At 55.2% G+C, this 17,051-nt stretch carries 14 protein-coding genes; 11 read left to right on the top strand and 3 right to left on the bottom strand.

What is annotated here, in order from left to right:
* Positions 1–23: 23 nt before the first annotated feature.
* A complete protein-coding gene (locus tag GGE09_RS19440; RefSeq protein WP_309747855.1) occupies positions 24–1,058 on the bottom strand; it encodes a RepB family plasmid replication initiator protein in 1,035 nt (344 codons plus the stop codon).
* Between the two features lie 631 nt (positions 1,059–1,689).
* Between GGE09_RS19440 and GGE09_RS19445 the strand changes: the two genes are divergently transcribed.
* Positions 1,690–2,877 carry an AAA family ATPase gene (locus GGE09_RS19445; protein ID WP_309747856.1) on the top strand — a complete coding sequence of 396 codons (1,188 nt, stop codon included), beginning with the start codon at positions 1,690–1,692 and terminating at the stop codon, positions 2,875–2,877.
* On the top strand, positions 2,874–3,866 hold the full coding sequence (locus tag GGE09_RS19450; protein ID WP_309747857.1) for a ParB/RepB/Spo0J family partition protein: 993 nt from the start codon (positions 2,874–2,876) through the stop codon (positions 3,864–3,866). Before GGE09_RS19445 ends, GGE09_RS19450 begins: the two co-directional genes overlap by 4 nt.
* Before the next feature lie 159 nt (positions 3,867–4,025).
* Here GGE09_RS19450 and GGE09_RS19455 read toward each other — a convergent pair whose 3' ends face one another.
* Together GGE09_RS19455 and GGE09_RS19460 are read right to left on the bottom strand one after the other, a co-directional pair.
* The gene (locus GGE09_RS19455; RefSeq protein WP_309747858.1) at positions 4,026–4,889 is read right to left on the bottom strand and encodes a tyrosine-type recombinase/integrase; all 864 of its coding nucleotides are present in this window, start codon (positions 4,887–4,889) and stop codon (positions 4,026–4,028) included.
* A 306-nt stretch (positions 4,890–5,195) separates the two neighbouring features.
* The gene (locus GGE09_RS19460) at positions 5,196–5,873 is read right to left on the bottom strand and encodes a helix-turn-helix domain-containing protein (protein ID WP_309747859.1); all 678 of its coding nucleotides are present in this window, start codon (positions 5,871–5,873) and stop codon (positions 5,196–5,198) included.
* A gap of 173 nt (positions 5,874–6,046) precedes the next feature.
* Here GGE09_RS19460 and GGE09_RS19465 point away from each other — a divergent pair, with 173 nt between their 5' ends.
* The 9 genes from GGE09_RS19465 (at position 6,047) to GGE09_RS19505 (ending at position 17,050) form a co-directional block, all read left to right on the top strand.
* Positions 6,047–8,398 carry a cytochrome P450/oxidoreductase gene (locus tag GGE09_RS19465; RefSeq protein WP_309747860.1) on the top strand — a complete coding sequence of 784 codons (2,352 nt, stop codon included), beginning with the start codon at positions 6,047–6,049 and terminating at the stop codon, positions 8,396–8,398.
* Positions 8,399–8,440: 42 nt separating this feature from the next.
* Positions 8,441–9,484, top strand: coding sequence for a TRAP transporter substrate-binding protein (locus GGE09_RS19470; protein ID WP_309747861.1), 1,044 nt, complete (start codon positions 8,441–8,443; stop codon positions 9,482–9,484).
* Between the two features lie 78 nt (positions 9,485–9,562).
* Positions 9,563–10,051, top strand: a complete 489-nt coding sequence (locus GGE09_RS19475) for a TRAP transporter small permease (RefSeq protein ID WP_309747862.1) — start codon at positions 9,563–9,565, stop codon at positions 10,049–10,051.
* The gene (locus tag GGE09_RS19480; protein WP_309747863.1) at positions 10,044–11,345 is read left to right on the top strand and encodes a TRAP transporter large permease; all 1,302 of its coding nucleotides are present in this window, start codon (positions 10,044–10,046) and stop codon (positions 11,343–11,345) included. Before GGE09_RS19475 ends, GGE09_RS19480 begins: the two co-directional genes overlap by 8 nt.
* A 351-nt stretch (positions 11,346–11,696) precedes the next feature.
* Positions 11,697–12,701: a TRAP transporter substrate-binding protein DctP gene (gene dctP, locus GGE09_RS19485; protein ID WP_309747864.1), complete on the top strand. Its 1,005-nt coding sequence runs from the start codon at positions 11,697–11,699 to the stop codon at positions 12,699–12,701.
* Positions 12,702–12,735: 34 nt separating this feature from the next.
* Positions 12,736–13,248, top strand: a complete 513-nt coding sequence (locus tag GGE09_RS19490) for a TRAP transporter small permease (RefSeq protein WP_309747938.1) — start codon at positions 12,736–12,738, stop codon at positions 13,246–13,248.
* Positions 13,245–14,531 (top strand): TRAP transporter large permease, encoded by a 1,287-nt coding sequence (locus GGE09_RS19495; protein WP_309747865.1) that lies wholly within the window; start codon positions 13,245–13,247, stop codon positions 14,529–14,531. Before GGE09_RS19490 ends, GGE09_RS19495 begins: the two co-directional genes overlap by 4 nt.
* A 184-nt stretch (positions 14,532–14,715) precedes the next feature.
* Positions 14,716–16,026, top strand: coding sequence for an NtaA/DmoA family FMN-dependent monooxygenase (locus tag GGE09_RS19500; RefSeq protein ID WP_309747866.1), 1,311 nt, complete (start codon positions 14,716–14,718; stop codon positions 16,024–16,026).
* A 67-nt stretch (positions 16,027–16,093) separates the two neighbouring features.
* Positions 16,094–17,050, top strand: coding sequence for a flavin reductase (locus GGE09_RS19505; RefSeq protein WP_309747867.1), 957 nt, complete (start codon positions 16,094–16,096; stop codon positions 17,048–17,050).
* Position 17,051: the final 1 nt, after the last annotated feature.

A 17,051-nucleotide genomic window follows, 5' to 3' on the forward strand; every position in this document is an offset into this window, starting at 1 on the left:
ACGGCGAAATTCATGTAACGGGTTTAAATCGGATTGGCCTCGGCAAATTTCCGGAAAAATGCCAGAAACGCGCGATCCGCGTTTTCAGGGGTCTCTTTCCCCTCGGCCCAAGACCGCCATTCCCCTTCAATATGGTAAATATCATAACCGGGATACCGCATCCGCGCGGTTTCATAGGTTTCTGTGCGCAGCGCACTGCCCCGTTTATCCAGCCAGGCAGGACGCGGTTTCAGCTCTGTTGATTTTGGTGCCGCCATCTCATCCGTGCGCCCCTCTGCCTTGGCGCGGCGTCCGACACTGGAAAACGACATGGCCCGTTCCGCCTTGCCTGACGCCTCGCCGTCCTTACGCCACCAACGCAATTCCACATGGGTCACAGAGCGTCCGGTTTTCACCGGAACGACCTCAACCATATAATCCGACAGCGCATTCACTTCGGCCACCGAAGGATCAATCGCGCGCAGTTTCAGGTTTGACCAACTGGACAGTTTGCCCTTTGGCACCCCCAAAACCCCGCGCAATCCTTCAAGCGAGAATTTCTCTGATGATTTCCACCGCAAATTCCCCCGTTTTTGCACCATTTCATACAATGTCAGCGAATATTTAGACGTCAGCGCAAACATAACTTCGCGCTGTAACCGCGCAAAAACATTGGAATTATGGATGATCTTGCGCAGCCGCGCGGGGATTTCATATTCCAGCAACCCGTCACTGCGCAGGGTTTCCACGTTACCTCCCAGCAGTTGCACCCGCTGGATTGCAGGCTCTCCGTCACGGGTGACTTCAATCTTAACAATCGCCGCCATCAACCGTTCCAGCGATTCCCCGACCCTGTCATTGGAATTATGGGTGCCCCGCAGCATGGATTTCGGGATAATATGGGTCACAGGCTTGTCGATCGCATCCCAAGCATTTTCCAGCAACTGATTGTAAATCCGTCGGTCCGCCAGCGTCAGCGGCGTTACCTCTACCAGATCCACCAACTCCCCCGGTTTGATCAGACTTTCGGCGTTTGGCCGCGCTTCAATAGTACGGTATGCTTTGCTCTCACTGCTCATACGTGGCCTACATTGTTTTCTTACATTTGTATTGCAACAAACGTAAGTTTTCAAGCGCAAGCTGAAGTCAATAAAAAGAGGCCGCACCCAAAATGTAAGGTTTAGAACCCGGATGATTCGCCAGACGATTCGCAAGGGATTGATGTATAAGGCTCTTTTCAAGGGGTTTTAAGCCCTTTTTACCGCACCCGATACGTAAGCTTTAAGGGCCACCCGAAATGTAAGTTTACCCATCCCCATATGTATCCCGAACCGTCCCAGAAAGTATGTTTTAGCACCCTTTATGTAAGCCAAACAACAGTTTACCCTTTAAAAACAATACGTTACCTTCCATGAACATATGAATCTAGAATTTAGAATAGAGCAGGGTTTTTAAATTTGTTTTTATTGGGTTTAAGAGTCTCCCAGACTCTTATTTCACGCCAAACCAAACATCTTGGGTATTTCTGACGGGTTTCAGGGCATTCTACACAGCCAAGTTCGATAATTCAGCGAAGCCCTACCAATATTTGCCCTTCAAAGCATTTATTCGCGATTTCCGCTTTTTTCGGGGCTTTCAGCAAAAAATACAACTTTACGGCATCGCCCAAGGGGTCCATGATTCGCCCAATCATAACACCAGAGGTTCCCGATGCAGCCCATCACATTAAACGAGCTAGACAACCTGTCCAACCGCGCCAGCACTGTCATAAACCGCCTGCGCGACCGTGTATTTTCACCAGGCACAGAAAAATCGCTCGATATCCGTTTCAACGTCAGATCCGCCGCAGAAATGGTCGGACGCTCTGAAAAGCTGATCCGTGACGCCGAAGGTGACGGCCGCCTGCCCGATCCTGTCAAAGACCCGGTCACTAACCGGCGCACCGGCTATTCTCTGGCCGAAGTGAACACCATGCGCAGCGTGTTTGGCACCCTGCCCCACCGCGCGCCCGAAGATCCCGCAACCGTGTTGGCTGTGCAAAACTTCAAAGGCGGCGTGGGAAAATCCACCGTAGTCTGCCACCTCGCGCAATATTTCGCTCTCAAAGGCTATCGCGTCTGCGTAATTGACTGTGACAGCCAAGGCTCGACCACCTCAATTTTCGGACTGAACCCCGATGTTGATGTGCAAGAAGACGAAGACACGCTTTACCCTTTCTTCCGTCACGGCGGCCCCAAATCCCTGCACTACGCCCTGCGTGCAACTTATTGGCCGGGCATCGCATTGATCCCGTCCAACCTTGGCTTGTATGATGCAGAATATGAATTCGCCGCCCGCATGGTGCGCGAACAGGGCTTTATTCTGGATCGTCTGCGCGAAGGCATCGCCACGATTTCCGATCAGTTTGACATTATCCTGCTGGACCCGCCGCCAGCTCTTGGGATGATTTCACTGTCAGTTCTGCGCGCCGCCAATGCATTGCTGATCCCTGCCCCGCCCAACAACATTGATTTCGGTTCCACAGCGCACTTCCTGAAAATGATGGGCTCGACCCTCGCGGAACTGGCTGAACATGGCGGCGCGCGAGAGTATTCATTTGTTAAGATTTTAACGACAAAGATGAATGACAACAAATCTGCCCATCAGGCCATCAAGCGGATGATGGATGCGGTGTTCCCGCAAGACATGCTACAATCCATTCTGAAGGACAGCGCCGAAATCGACAACGCCACGGCCAATCTAAGCACTGTGTATGAACTGACGGGGGCGGCCACCCGCAGTGAAACCCACAAGCGGTGCCGCACCTATCTGGATGCGGTGGGCCGCGAAGTGGAACTGCTGGTGCGCAAAACCTGGCCCAGCCATCACGCCGATCTGCGAAAGGAAGGCATTCTATGAGCAAGCGACACGATGCGGTTTTTGACGATGTCCTAAGCGGACTTGGGGAGGCTGACGCCAATCCCAAAGATCGCGGTGGCACACGGTTTTTAAAACGCTCCAACGCCCTGTCAGAATCGGGCGAGCGGGAAGAAAAAACTCTGCGCTGGGTCGACGCCAGCGTTTGTCGTATGTGGGACCAACACAACCGCGCCTATGATTTGCTGACCGAAGACAACTGCCGCGACTTGATTGACGGGATCCGGTCCCAAGGCCAACAGGAATTTCCTGCAATCGTACGCCGCCTGCCTGCAGGTGATTCCGCAGAATATGAGGTCATCTGCGGCGCACGTCGGCACTTTGCCGTGTCCTGGCTGAACGCCCACAACTACCCGCAATTCCGCTACTTGATTGAGGTCCGTGAACTGACGGATGAAGAAGCCTTTCGTCTGGCAGATATTGAAAACCGCGACCGGGAAGATATTTCCGATTACGAGCGGGCACGGGATTACGTCTCGGCAGTTCGCCAGTATTATGGGGGCAAACAAAAACTGATGGCTCAACGGCTTGAGGTTTCAGAGGGGTGGTTGTCTCGCTACTTGCAGCTGGCGAAATTGCCTGATGAAATCGTCCAGGCCTATGCCTCTATCCGCGATATTAAGGAATTACATGCGCGTCAGTTAAAGCCTTTGATGGGGGATGAAGCCGGACAGAAAACCATTCTGCAAGCCGCTGCAATGATCACCGAATATCAGCGCAAAATGCGGGCGGGGCAGGGCGTGTTGCTGGACGGCGCGCAAGTGTTGAATAAATTAAAAGCCTCTGTCGCTGTACCAAAATCCCCCAAAACGCCTGATCGGGTGTTTGGTGGTCTGTCCGAAAAAGGGCGTGTGGCGATGCGAAAGTCTGGTCGTAAGGTCGTTCTGGAGTATGACGCTGATCTGTCTGCTACAGCTTTGCGGGCAGTGTTTGAGCAGATTTTGGAAGAGGCCGAAGCGGCACAAAAATAAAATTGCCACATGGCAAGAACCGGGCAAGAACCGGGCAAGAACTGGAAATTGCCATGTGGCAATTTTTTAAAAAATGGGCTGCAACCGGATCGGTATGCAGCCTTTTTTTGGTCAAAGCGACGGGGCCAACCGCGCAAAATTTTCTACTTTAACTGAAATCTAAGAACCATCGGCAGACAAGTTTGACGCGCCATCCCGAAAGCTGTGTCCGGAAAACAAGGCAAGTCTTTCTGCCTCGGGCAGGTCACTTCGAATGCCCCCATCGCGCACGGTGCGTTTGATCAGGCGCACCACATGTTTGTCAGACAGGCGCGCGCCTGTGGGTTTCAAATTGTCCCGTGTGACCCGCTGGAAAAGCGGGCCAGAACTGATCTTGGCATAGCGCAGCCATTGCTCCACCGCGTGAACGGGGCAGGCCTCATCCGTCGGCCCCCGCGTAATCTCGATCTTGCGCGGTTCGGTTTTTTCGTGAAACGTCAGGATCAGTTGTGCCCCGCTGATCGTCAACCAACCTTTACCGTCGGCGGTGTCATCGCGGTTCACATCAATGGCCGTGATTTCGGAGCGGCGTAGACCGCCCGCAAACCCGAGCAGCAAAATCGCCCGATCGCGCAAGTCCCGCAGAGAGTAGGACAGCGTGGCAACCATTGCTGAAATGTCATCGGGTTGCAGGGCAGCTTTCTGTTTTGGCGGGCGGGTGTTTTGGCGGCGTATGTCTGCCAAAACAGGTGCCAAGGCGCTGGCGTTTCGATCCAGCGGAACGCCCCGTTGGGCAAACTGCCACAGCAGCCCGGCAAGGCGGCGTTCAATGGTGCTGACAGCAAAAGCCGGTGTGCCGTCCTGCGGAGCGGCGCAACTTGTAAGATATTGTGCGATCAAACCCGCGTCCGGTGGAATCGGAGTGGCCCCGCAGCGGCGGCACCAACTGGTGTAATGGGCCCAATCCGCCCGATAGGCCGCGCGGGTGTTTTCGAGCGGGGCTGCGGTGTGGTTGGTTTGTGTGTTTTTTGCGGTGTGTTTCATGGTTTTTCAACTATACCGAAGAAACGACTTCATGCAAATTTATTGGACGTTTGTGAAAGCTGCAATATACGGCGGATTTATGCGCTTAACTAGATTGAAAGCGCCGCAGTTTATCCACAGACTTTGCAGTTGCCAGAGGTATCACCTACCTTATTTCGGGGTCAATTCACAGAGAGTTGTGCGCGGAATCAACCAGAAACCTGTGCCCGTCGCTGGCTTGCAACAGTTTCCGGTTCGCTTTGGGTTTCGGTGTACAGTCTTCAGAAAGGGAGCTAGGCCGCGTGCCCCCTGATGGTAGGGATGCGGTTAGATCAGGCTTTCGGCCAAGGCTTTTGCGGCTGCGGGAACGGCGACTTGGGCTTTGGGGATGTCCAGTTCTTCGAGCGCCACAACCCCTACGGAAAATTCCAGACCTGCGAAGGCTGCGTTTTGGAAGACCACGGCGCTGGACAGGCCGATGGCGCCTTTGTGCAACTGGCCACGGGTCAGGCTGAAGCCGTTGGCGCGGGCGAAGCGGATGTCTTCGGATTCGTCATGGGTTTCGGGGCGGGTGGCCAGAATTGCGATGCCCGCAGCACCACGGGTGATCGGGTGGCGGGTGCCAACGCGGTAGTGGATGTTGATTGACGCCTCGCGGGGTTCCGCCGTCAAGGACACCACACATTCGTCGCCCTGTGCCAGTGACAGAAACGCGGTTGCGCTGGTTTGCTCGGCAAGTGTTTCAAGCACGGGGCGGGCCATTTCGCGAACGGTGTCAGCGGTGCGCGCGCCCAGCAGATAGGCCGCCGCGCCAAGCACGATTCTTCCGTCTTCCAATCGGCGGACCATGGACATATCGACCAGCGTTGCGACGATGCGATAGGCAACGGCGCGGTGCAGGCCCAGTCGTGCGGTTAGGTCTGAAACCTTCATGCCCTCGGGGGTGTGGGCGATCAGCAGCAGGGCTTCGATGCCCCGTTCCAAAGTTTGTAGTTTCCCGCTCACGCCGATGTCTCCTCTTGCTGCCTTGTGCCAGTGACCTGTTAAGCAATTTGGGCCGTGGGGCAACTGTTACTATAGGGATGTTTGCACAATGTGTAACGATAATAGTTATTGCATGTTCATTATTAGTTACGTATCAGGAAATTCCAGCATCATGATCGAGAGGAGGCGACCGGATGGCTCAGGCAATCGGCGGCGATACATCTAAAACTGAAACCTGTCCGTTTTCAGGATCGGTGAAGAGCGCCGCGGCGGCGGGCTGCCCAATGGGAGATCCTGCGGATTTGGCCCGTGGTTTTGATGCGTTTGAAGGCCCTTATCAATTGGACCCTGCCGAGGCTTTGCGTTGGTCGCGCGACCAGTTGCCAGTGTTTTACGCGCCCAAACTGGGGTATTGGGTGGTGACCCGCTATGATGACATCAAGGCGGTGTTTCGCGATAATATTCTGTATTCCCCGAAAAATGTTCTGGAAAAAATCACCCCTGCCACGCCAGAGGCGGTGGAGATTCTGAAGGGCTATGATTACGCCATGGCGCGGACCATGGTGAATGAGGACGAGCCTGCCCATATGGAGCGCCGCCGTGCGTTGCTGGATCATTTCAGCCCTGCCAATCTGGAAGTGCATCAAGACATGGTGCGCCGTCTGACGCGGGAAAAGATTGATGCGATGATAGATGAGGGGCGCGTCGATCTGGTGGATGCGATGCTGTATGAGGTTCCGCTGGTGGTGGCCTTAACCTTTCTGGGTGTGCCCGAAGATGAAATTGAAACGCTGCGCACGTTTTCGGTGGCCCATTCGGTGAACACCTGGGGCAAGCCGTCGGATGAAAAGCAGGTTGAGGTGGCACATGATGTGGGTCAGTTCTGGCAATATGCGGGGCAGGTTATTGAAAAGATGCGCGCCCAAAAAGATGGCACGGGCTGGATGCATCACACCATTCGCCTGAATGCTGAAATCCCTGAAATCGTCACCGACAGCTATGTGCATTCCATGATGATGGCGATCATTGTGGCTGCCCATGAAACCACATCATTGGCGTCTGCCAATATGTTCAAGACCTTGCTGACCCACCGCGAGGCTTGGGATGATATTTGCGCCGATCCATCCCTGATCCCCAATGCGGTTGAGGAATGTTTGCGCTATGCAGGGTCGATTGTAGCCTGGCGGCGTCAGACTACAGGGCCTGCTACGGTGGGCGGGGTGGATCTGCCCGAGGGGGCGAAAATTCTGGTGGTGCAGGCCTCTGGCAATCAGGACGAGCGGCATTTTGAAGACGGCGACACCTTTGACATTTACCGTGACAATGCGGTGGATCATCTGACGTTCGGCTATGGCGCCCATCAATGTATGGGCAAGAACATCGGGCGGATGGAAATGCGCACTTTTCTGGAAGAGGTCACCCGCCGCCTGCCGCATCTGCAACTGGCAGAGCAGGAGTATACCTATTTACCCAACACCTCGTTTCGGGGGCCGGATCATCTGTGGGTCGAATGGGATCCTGCGCAGAACCCCGAACGGCTGAAAGCGGAAACCTTGCAGGCGCAGGTGGATTTCCCTGTGGGGGCGCCTGCACGGCGCGATATTGCGCGCAAAGTGCGTGTGGTTGACCTGCGCCAAGAGGCGAATGGTATTCTGGGTCTGACGCTGGAAGATTGTAAGGGCCGCGCCATGCCCAAATGGAGCGCGGGCGCGCATATCGAACTGTGTGTCGGGGATTTTGATCGCAAGTATTCCCTGTGTGGTGATCCCCAAGATGGCCGTTTTCAAGTGGCGATCCTGCGTGAAGACGCAGGGCGGGGCGGGTCTTGTCATATTCATGACACGCTGGTTCAGGGCGCTGAAATTAAATTGCGCGGGCCGTCGAACCTGTTCCAACTGGATGAAACTGCGCCCCATTATGTGTTGGTTGCGGGCGGCATCGGGATTACGCCGATTATTGCTATGGCGGACCGGTTGAAAGCCTTGGGCAAAAGCTATGCGCTGCATTATGCGGGGCGGGGCAGGGAAACGATGGCGTTTCTGGACCGGATTGCGCGGGATCACGGGGATGCGGTGACGGTGTATCCTGCGGATCAGGGGGATAAGCTGGATTTGGCGGGGCTGGTTTCCGACCTGCCAGAAGCGGCGCAAATTTATTCCTGTGGCCCGCAACGGTTGCTGGACGCGCTGGAGACTTTGACGGCGGATTTGCCCGAGGGCAGCTATCATTTCGAACATTTCAGCAGCAACACCACGGGGTTGGACCCCGAAAAGGAAACCGCCTTTGAGGTCGAACTTGCGGATTCTGGCATGACCTTACAGGTTGCGGCGGATGAAACGCTTTTGGATGTGATCCTTGCGGCGGGTATTGATATTGGCTGCGATTGCCGCGAAGGGCTGTGCGGGTCTTGTGAGGTTGCGGTTCTGGAGGGCGAAATCGACCACCGTGATGTGGTTTTGACGCGCACGGAACGGGCCGAAAGCAAACGGATGATGAGCTGTGTTTCACGGGCCAAAGCGGGCCAGAAAATCAAGCTGTCATTGTGATGTTTAACACTTAAAATACGATTAATCTGGAGAGGAAAAACCATGTCTATCACCCCTAAACTAAAAACCAGTGCTGCCGTTGTGGCCACATTGGTCAGCGCGGCTGCGGCCAGTGTTGCACAGGCAGAGACCACGCTGAAAATCAGCCACTATTTGCCTGCTGTTCACGGCATTCACACCGATTTCATCGCGCCTTGGGCCGAGCAGGTTACGGAATGCACCAACGGCGAAGTGCAGTTTGAAATCTCGCCCGCAGGGACGCAATTGGGCAATGTGGCCCGCCAGCAGGAACAGGTCATGGCGGGTGTTGTTGACATCGCCCACGGTCTGCACGGGATTCCGCGCGGTCGGTTCCCGCGCACGTCTTTGATTGACATGCCGTTCCTGACCGATGATGCGGGCGCGGCCAGCACGGTGCTTTGGGAGATGCTGCCAGAGTATTTGTCCGAAGAATACAAAGGCCTGAAAGTTTTGGCGCTGCACGCCCATAACGGTGGTTTGCTGCACACCAACAAGAAAAAAGTTACCACAATGGAAGACATGGCGGGTCTGCGGATTCGCACGCCAAGCCCTGCGGTTTCTGAAATGCTGTCCTATCTGGGTGCCGATCCACAGGGCTTGCCGCCCGGTGAAGTGTATGAAAGCCTGCAACGGGGCGTGATCGACGGGACGGTGTTCCCGTGGGATCCGGTGAAAAGTTTCGGCCTGAACGAGGTGCTGAACTATCACCTTGATCTGGGCGCTTATACGGTGTCGTTCTTTTATGTGATGAACCAGCGGTCTTATGACAACCTGTCCGACACGGCGCAGGCCTGTATCGACAAATATTCCGGCGCTGATCTGGTCGCGAAATTTGGCGACTGGTGGGATGCTTGGGATGCGCCAGCCCGTCAGGACGCGATTGATGCGGGGCATGAAATCACCGAACTGTCACCCGAGGAACGGGCCCGTTGGGAAACCGCACTTGAGCCGATGATGGCATCTTATTTGCAATCGGTGAAAGAGTCCGGCGTTGAAAATGCCGATGAAATCTATCAAGCGATGAAAGACAAGATTGCGGCCTATGAGGCGGCCCATAAAGACTAAGGCGCGTGCGTCTGTGATCTGTGCCCCGACCCGAGTTAACCTTTGGGTCGGGGCATTTTATGAACGAAGGGGAAAGCGGTGGGACAGATTGTGAATTTGGCGCGGGTGTTGGTGAACGCCTTGGCGGTGCTGGGGGTGTTATCCTACGGCGCGGCGGCGATTGTCACGGTGGTAGATGTTATCGGGCGCAAGGTTGGTTTTCCGATCCGCGGCGTGGTTGATCTGGTGCAACTGTTCGTGGTGACCGGCGCATGGCTGGTTATTCCTTTTGCGTTTATGACGGCGGCTCATGTCAGCGTTGATTTTCTGCTGGATATTTTACCGTTGCCCCTAAGGGTTCCGCTGCGGATTTTTGCGGCGGTTCTGGCGCTTGGGCTGGTCAGCCTGATGCTGTGGCAAGGGTTCCGCACCTTTGAAACCCGCACCATGTTTGGGGATAAGTCCCAACAGCTTGGCATTCCGATTGCCTGGTATTGGTATCCGCTGCTGGCGGGGATGGCGGCGTCTTTGATTGCGATCCTTGCGGGTCTTTTCTCGACACTCAAAGGGGAGATGAACCATGAGTGATGCGTTTTTGGGTCTGTTCGGCTTTATCGCGGCTTTGGCGCTGATTGCGTTTGGGGTGCCTGTGGCGATTTCCATGGGGGTGATCGGGGCTTTGGGGTATTGGTATCTGAATGGTTGGATGGGGGTTAGTTATATCCTTGGATCCAGCCCGTTTGAATCCCTGTTTCCCTATTCGTTTTCGGTTATTCCGCTGTTCGTTATGATGGGGGTTTTTGCATCCCACGCGGGGCTGTCGCGGTCTTTGTTTGCGGCGATTAATTCGTTTATCGGGCATCGGCGCGGCGGGTTGGCGATTACCACTGTTGGGGCGAGTGCGTTTTTCGGGGCGATCTGCGGGTCATCTTTGGCCACGGTTGCCACCATCGGGCGTGTGGCTTTGCCGGAAATGAAACGGCATGGTTATGATCCGTCCTTGTCCACGGCGACGGTCGCTGCGGGGGGGACGCTCGGGGTTTTGATCCCGCCGTCCGTGCTGCTGGTGATCTATGGGTTGTTGACCCAAAGTTCCATCGGGCAGTTGTTCATTGCAGCGCTGATCCCCGGTGTTCTGGGCGCGTTATTCTATGCGGCGGCGATTATGGTGATTGTGCGCATTAAACCGGATGTTGCCCCATTGTCAGAGCGCACAGGCTGGCCCGAGCGGTTCAAGTATCTGCGTGAAGTCTGGCAAGTGTTGCTGCTATTCCTGCTGGTGATCGGCGGGATCTATCTGGGCTGGTTTTCCCCGACGGAAGCCGCGGCCGTTGGTGCCGTTGGTGCGTTCCTATTGGCGTTGTTTTCGGGACAGTTGAACAGAACCACTTTGGGTGCGGCAGTGTTTGAAACGGCTGGACTGACGGGGATGATCTTTTTCATTCTGATCGGCGCGGCGCTGTTTAACTTCTTCCTTGAAAACACCGGGCTGCCGCAGTTGTTGATTGAACAAATCCGGTCTTCGGGGCTGAGCCCGCTGTCTGTGATGGTGCTGATTCTGATCTTTTATATCGTGCTGGGTTGTTTCATGGATTCCATGTCGATGATCCTGCTGACCGTACCGTTGTTTGTGCCTTTGGCGCTGGAACTGGATTTCAATCTGATCTGGTTTGGCATTGTAGTGGTGACCGTCGCCGAGATCGGGCTGATTACGCCGCCCATTGGCATGAACCTGTTCGTGGTTCAGGCCGCCGCCGAAGATGTGCCGCAAAGCACAGTAATCAAAGGTATTTTCCCCTTTATCGTGGCTGATATTCTGCGGCTTGCGGTGCTGGTGCTTTTCCCAGCACTGGCCCTGTGGTTGCCTGCGCAGGCGTTTTAAGAGCTTTGCAAAAAGCTAAGAGCCGCAGCGCGGGCAGGGGGGTCCCTTATCTGCGCTGCGGCTTTTTGCGTGAGAACCTTGCGATTTGATTTTTATCTGCTGCGGTGGGTGGAATTCAGGCCTAAGTGCTTTTTTCTAACCGTTTTCCCAAAATCCCCCGACCGTCCAGCCTGATGTTTCAGGCTTTAGATTTTCCAGATAGCCTTTTGCGGGGGTAAAATATCTGTTGAAAATCATCTTGTATACAGTAAGAGTACAAGTCGAGTGCAGAGGGTTTTGTGGCAAAGAGAAGGGATCGAGGGGGATCCATTTGCCCTGAAACGCGCGCTTTCAACAGTCGGGAGGAAGACAATGAATACAGTATTTACACGGGCATCCAAGACCCTTGCCGCCGCAGTTGCGGTTGGACTTTTGGCGACGGCCAGCTTTGCCGAGCCGATCAAATTGCGCATGGGATCGGCCACATCTGATTCGGATAATGACGTTTATAAAATCGCCTATCTGGAACTGAAAAAGGCGCTAGAGGCGGCGGCACCGGGGGAGTTTGACGTTTCATTCTTTCCCAATCGCCAGTTGGGCGATGAAAAGGAAATGATGCAGGGTATGCAGCTTGGGACGCTGGATATGGCAATTGTGACCAATTCGGTGATCGCAAATGTGGTGCCGCAATTTGTGGTGAATGATCTGCCGTTTTTATACGCCGATCAGGATAAAGCGGCCAAGGTTCTGGACAGTGCGCTTGGGGATGATCTGCTGGCAGAGCTGGACTCCAAGGGCATCGTCGGGCTGGCTTATTGCGAATCCGGCTATCGCCACATGCTAAACAATATACGTCCTGTCACATCAAAAGAGGATGTTGTGGGCGCGAAATACCGCGTGATGCAAAGCCCGATTTTCATCGGGATGTTTGAAAATCTTGGCGGCAATCCGGTTCCGATGGCCTGGGGGGATACAATCACGGCGTTCCAGCAGGGTGCGATTGACGGTCTGGAAGTGCCGGCTTGGGTGGTCGCTGCGGCCAATCTGGACGAGATCGCCAGTTATATGTCCCTGACCAAACACGTCTATTCGGTTGCGCCTGTGATGATTTCCAAAGCCTCGTACGGGCGGTTGTCGGACAGTCAGAAAACCGCGTTGAAAGCGGCGGCTAAATCCGCTTGCGGGGTGCAGCGTACGCGCAGTGCGGGGCTTGAAGGGGAAATTCTGGACGGGTTGCGTGCTGCGGGCCGGATTGAAATCAATGACGTCACCGAACCCGCTCCCTTTCGCGAGGCGATGCAGCCGGTTTACGAAGGGTACCGTGACAAAATCGGTTCTGAGCGGTTGGACGCGTGGCTTGCGGCCCTAAGCGATTAAGATCAACAGGACCGGGGAGGGTGCTGATGTGAATATGGTGGTGAACAGTCTGGACAGGGCGAGCTTCTGGCTCGCCCGTATGTCCGCCGCGCTGGTGGTGACGCTGGCGGCGGGGTTTATAACGGCGCTGCTGTTGCAGGTGATATTCCGGTATCTTTTGAACGCGCCTTTGTCATGGTCCGAGGAACTGTCCACGTTCCTGTTCGTCTGGGCGACACTGTTGTCGGCCAGTTACGGTGTGCGCACCCAAGAGCATCTGCGCCTGACCTTTGTGCTGGATTTGCTGGACGGTCGAGCGCGTAAAACGCTTGAGGTTTTCATCCATGTTCTGGTCGGGGGCTTTGGCGTTTTTCTGATCTACAACGGTTGGCGGCTGGCGGATCTGGTTTGGGACAATACCTCGGCGGCGATCGGCTATCCTGCGGGGTTCCTGTATAGTTCGGTTCCCGTGTCTGGCGGGCTGATTGCACTGCATGTGCTGGCCCATATTGCGCGGATGCTGACCACATCTGCGGGCGCTGATCTGGGACAGGATGCCGTGAAATGACTTTGGTTGACTGGATTCTTTTGGGCGGCTCGGCGTTTTTGTTGCTGTTGGGTGTACCTTATGCGTTTGCCATTGGGTTGGTCAGTATTGCGGCGCTTGTTGCGATCGGGGTTGATCCGGTTGTGACAGTGCAGCAGATGGTGGCGGGCATCGACGTTTTTGCGCTGCTGGCGCTGCCTTGTTTCATTATCGCAGGGGATTTGATGCACACGGGCGGGTTGTCAAACCGTCTGGTGAAGCTGGCCATGGTGGTGGCGCGGCGGTTTCGGGGCGGGGTGGGCATGGTGGCGGTTTTATCCGCGATGATGTTTGGCGCGATTTCGGGATCGGCCCCTGCGACCACTGCGGCCATTGGCAAGTTGATGATCCCCGAGATGGAAAAGCGCGGCTACAAACGCAGTTTTGCGGCAGCTTTGGCGGCGGCTTATGGTCCGATTGGGATTCTGATCCCGCCCTCTATTCCGATGGTGATTTGGGGTGTGATTTCAAATACTTCGGTGCCACGGATGTTTTTCGCAGGGATTTTGCCGGGGGTCTTGATGACCGCTGCGCTGGTCCTTGTGTGTAATATTCACGCCCGCTGGGCCGATATTCCGCGTGTGGATACACGGGCGAGCCTGCGGGAATTCGGACTGGCCACATGGGATGCAAAATGGGCGCTTCTGGCCCCTGTGATTATTCTTGGCGGGATTTATGGCGGCGTGTTTACCCCAACCGAGGCAGGGGTGATCGGGATCACTTATGGCCTGTTGGTGGGGTTGTTCCTGCACGGCGAATTAAAGTGGCATATGCTGTCGGGGATTATCCTGCGCTCGGTTAATACATCGGCGTCTATTGCTTTTGTGATTTCCATTGCGACGGTGTTCGGCTGGATCGTAGCCTATGAACAACTGGCAGAGCGGGTGGCGGAGTCTATCGTTAATATCACCGACAATCGCATTCTGATCCTGTTGTTGTTGAACCTGTTCCTGCTGCTGGTGGGGATGTTGATGGACACTATCGCGATCATGATCGTGTTTTCAGGGTTTCTGGTGCAGTTGGGCGCGCAATTGGGCATTGATCCAGTCCATTTGGGCATCATGCTGATTGTAAATCTTGGGGTTGGGCTGATGACTCCGCCTTTTGGTTACACCTTGTTTACTGCCGCTGCGATCAGTGAGGTGCCTTTTGGCAAGATTGTCAAAAGTCTGTGGATTCTGGTGCTGGTCGAATTGGCTGTGGTCGGGCTGGTGACCTATATTCCGGCGATTTCGCTGACTTTGCCTGCGCTCTTTATGGATTAGGACTGACGCCGCCCTTGGGGCGCTTAAAACGCCGTCAAACGGAAAAACTGAGTGGTCTTTTGCAAAAACAGGCCCTTGCGTTTGGCGGAAAAATTACTTGATATACATCTGGTATACAAGTTTACATCAAAGAAAAGCGCAGAGGGAACAACACCCTGTCCGCGCCGAAAAAGGGAGAGAAATTATGAACCACATGCATCTTGTTCACATGTTTTTTCATTCGCCAATCACACATACCGCATTAAGCTGGGCCAGTGAGAATGACCAACAGCTTGCCGGAATGGGCGGGTTTGAACACTGGCAGCATATTGCCCGCACGCTGGAACGTGGCGGCTTTGATGCGGCGTTTTTCGCGGATACGCCTGCGGCGTCCGATCAGTATAAAGGCGGGCCTGAAACGCCGATCAAATATGGTGTGGTCTGGCCGACCCATGATCCTTCGCCTGTGGCGGCAGCCATGGCGGCGGCGACGAAAAATCTGGGGGTTGGGATCACGATTTCAGTAGCGGGTTCGCATCCGTATATTGTGTACCGCCGTCTTTCGACGCTGGATTACATCACGGGCGGGCGTGTGGCGTGGAATGTGGTGACGGGCCATATGCAGGCCGAGCACAAGGCGCTGGGGCAGCCCTTGATGGGTCATGACGAACGCTATGATGTGGCGGATGAATTTATGGAAGTCTGCTACGCGCTGTGGGACAGTTTTGAACCGGGTGCCCTGCCAATGGACCGCGAGGCAGGAATTTTTGGTGATCCCTCCAAGATCAAAAAGGTCAAACACGAGGGTAAATATTTCAAATGTGAGGCGGTCTCGCCCACCATGCCATCGCCCCAAGGCGGGCGTCCGGTGATTTTTCAGGCGGGGTCTTCGGGGCGCGGCATGGCCTTTGCGGTGGATCATGCGGATGCGATTTTTGCGATCCAGCCCAACATCACCGCCATGCGCAAATTCCGTGAACGGTTTGACGCGGCGGCGATTGAACAGGGTAAAGACCCGATTGGTATTCTGTTTGGCACGCAATATGTGATCGGCAGCACCGAGGCCGAGGCGAAACAGCGTCTTGCGGATCTGCGCGAACGGATGCCGTTGGAAGCGGGGTTAAGCCGGTTGTCCGCGCCACTGGGGGTGGATTGCAGCACGCTGGATCTGGATCAGCCGCTTGAAGAATTGCAAACCAATGCGTCGCGAGGCATGGCGCAGGCCCTGTCCCAGATGGAGGGCGGCTCTGGCAAACCGGTCACGGTGCGCGAGGCGGCGATTCAGATTGGTCTGTCTATGGGAATGCCCCAGTTGGTGGGCGGACCAGAACAGATTGCCGATAAACTGGAAGAGCTGTGGCGTGAAAGTGGTGGCTACGGGTTTAACCTGAGCGCGCCCACCAAACCCGGCATGATTGATGAATTTGTCGATGGTGTTGTGCCGATCCTGCGCAAACGCGGTCTTTTGCGCAGTGAATATGCGGGCAGCACCCTGCGTGAAAACCTGATGTCCTAAGCCTGCGCTGGTCTTCTGTCCCCTGCAAACGGGGGCAGAGCGCGGCATATCTATGAGGGAAAGTTTGATGAAAAATCCAGTTGAAGAAGGCAACCCCGGCACCGTTCCAGACGGGTTTCGCCGCACATTGGGCGAGTTTGCAACGGGGGTTGCGGTGATCACCACCTGTGTTGACGGGGTGACATATGGTTTGACTTCAAATTCATTTGCATCGGTGTCTTTGGATCCGCCGCTGGTGTTATGGTCGATCAAATATGACAGCAAGAGTTTCCCCGCCTTTGAAAAATGCAGCCATTTTGCGGTGAATATCCTGTCGGATGACCAGATGGATATGTCCCAGCGGTTTGCCAAATCCGGCCCTGACAAGTTCAAAGACCTTGAGTGGACACCTGGTCTGGGTGGCGCGCCTTTGCTGCCGGATACCACGGCCAGTTTTGAATGCGGGCTGGCCACCACCTATGACGGGGGCGACCATCTGATCCTTGTGGGGCAGGTGGATCATTTCCGCCGCTTTGATCGCCAGCCGCTGTTGTTTGCCAAGGGTCGTTACGCGGTGTCTGTGGATCACCCCGCGACCCGTGTTTTTACCGAAAGCGCACTTGGGGGCACGGCGCCGCGGCTGGAAGAAAACCTGCTGTCGATTGGCATGGTGCGGGCCTATAGCACCATCGCGGCCCGTCTGGAAAAGGGGCGGAAATCTGCGGGGCTGGGATTGTCTTTGATGGAGGCGCGGTTGTTGCAGGCGGTGCGCACCTATCCCGAACGCAGCCTTGATAAGCTGACCCATGAATTGTTCCTCGACTTGCATTCCTGCCAAGAGGTGTTGCGTGCAGTGGTCGGTTTGGGGCTGTTGACTGTGGATGCCAGCGAAAAGGTTCATCTGACCCCCGCCGGAGAAACGCGGTTGGATGCGATTGTGGACCACGCCCGTGAAAGCGAGCGGTTGTTGTTTCAAGATATTTCCAGCGCGGATTTGGACACGACCCTGCGGGTGCTGGCCAAGATTGTGGAAACACAGGGATAAA

The sequence above is a fragment of the Roseobacter sp. N2S genome (genome assembly GCF_031454055.1).
Classification (GTDB): Bacteria; Pseudomonadota; Alphaproteobacteria; order Rhodobacterales; family Rhodobacteraceae; genus Amylibacter.

Coding starts and splice junctions, on each gene's coding strand:
- GGE09_RS19470 (WP_309747861.1), top strand. CDS start 8,441: ATGTCTATCACCCCTAAACTAAAAACCAGTGCTGCCGTTGTGGCCACA.
- GGE09_RS19455 (WP_309747858.1), bottom strand. CDS start 4,889: ATGAAACACACCGCAAAAAACACACAAACCAACCACACCGCAGCCCCG.
- GGE09_RS19450 (WP_309747857.1), top strand. CDS start 2,874: ATGAGCAAGCGACACGATGCGGTTTTTGACGATGTCCTAAGCGGACTT.
- GGE09_RS19500 (WP_309747866.1), top strand. CDS start 14,716: ATGAACCACATGCATCTTGTTCACATGTTTTTTCATTCGCCAATCACA.
- dctP (WP_309747864.1), top strand. CDS start 11,697: ATGAATACAGTATTTACACGGGCATCCAAGACCCTTGCCGCCGCAGTT.
- GGE09_RS19445 (WP_309747856.1), top strand. CDS start 1,690: ATGCAGCCCATCACATTAAACGAGCTAGACAACCTGTCCAACCGCGCC.
- GGE09_RS19490 (WP_309747938.1), top strand. CDS start 12,736: ATGGTGGTGAACAGTCTGGACAGGGCGAGCTTCTGGCTCGCCCGTATG.
- GGE09_RS19480 (WP_309747863.1), top strand. CDS start 10,044: ATGAGTGATGCGTTTTTGGGTCTGTTCGGCTTTATCGCGGCTTTGGCG.
- GGE09_RS19505 (WP_309747867.1), top strand. CDS start 16,094: ATGAAAAATCCAGTTGAAGAAGGCAACCCCGGCACCGTTCCAGACGGG.
- GGE09_RS19465 (WP_309747860.1), top strand. CDS start 6,047: ATGGCTCAGGCAATCGGCGGCGATACATCTAAAACTGAAACCTGTCCG.
- GGE09_RS19440 (WP_309747855.1), bottom strand. CDS start 1,058: ATGAGCAGTGAGAGCAAAGCATACCGTACTATTGAAGCGCGGCCAAAC.
- GGE09_RS19495 (WP_309747865.1), top strand. CDS start 13,245: ATGACTTTGGTTGACTGGATTCTTTTGGGCGGCTCGGCGTTTTTGTTG.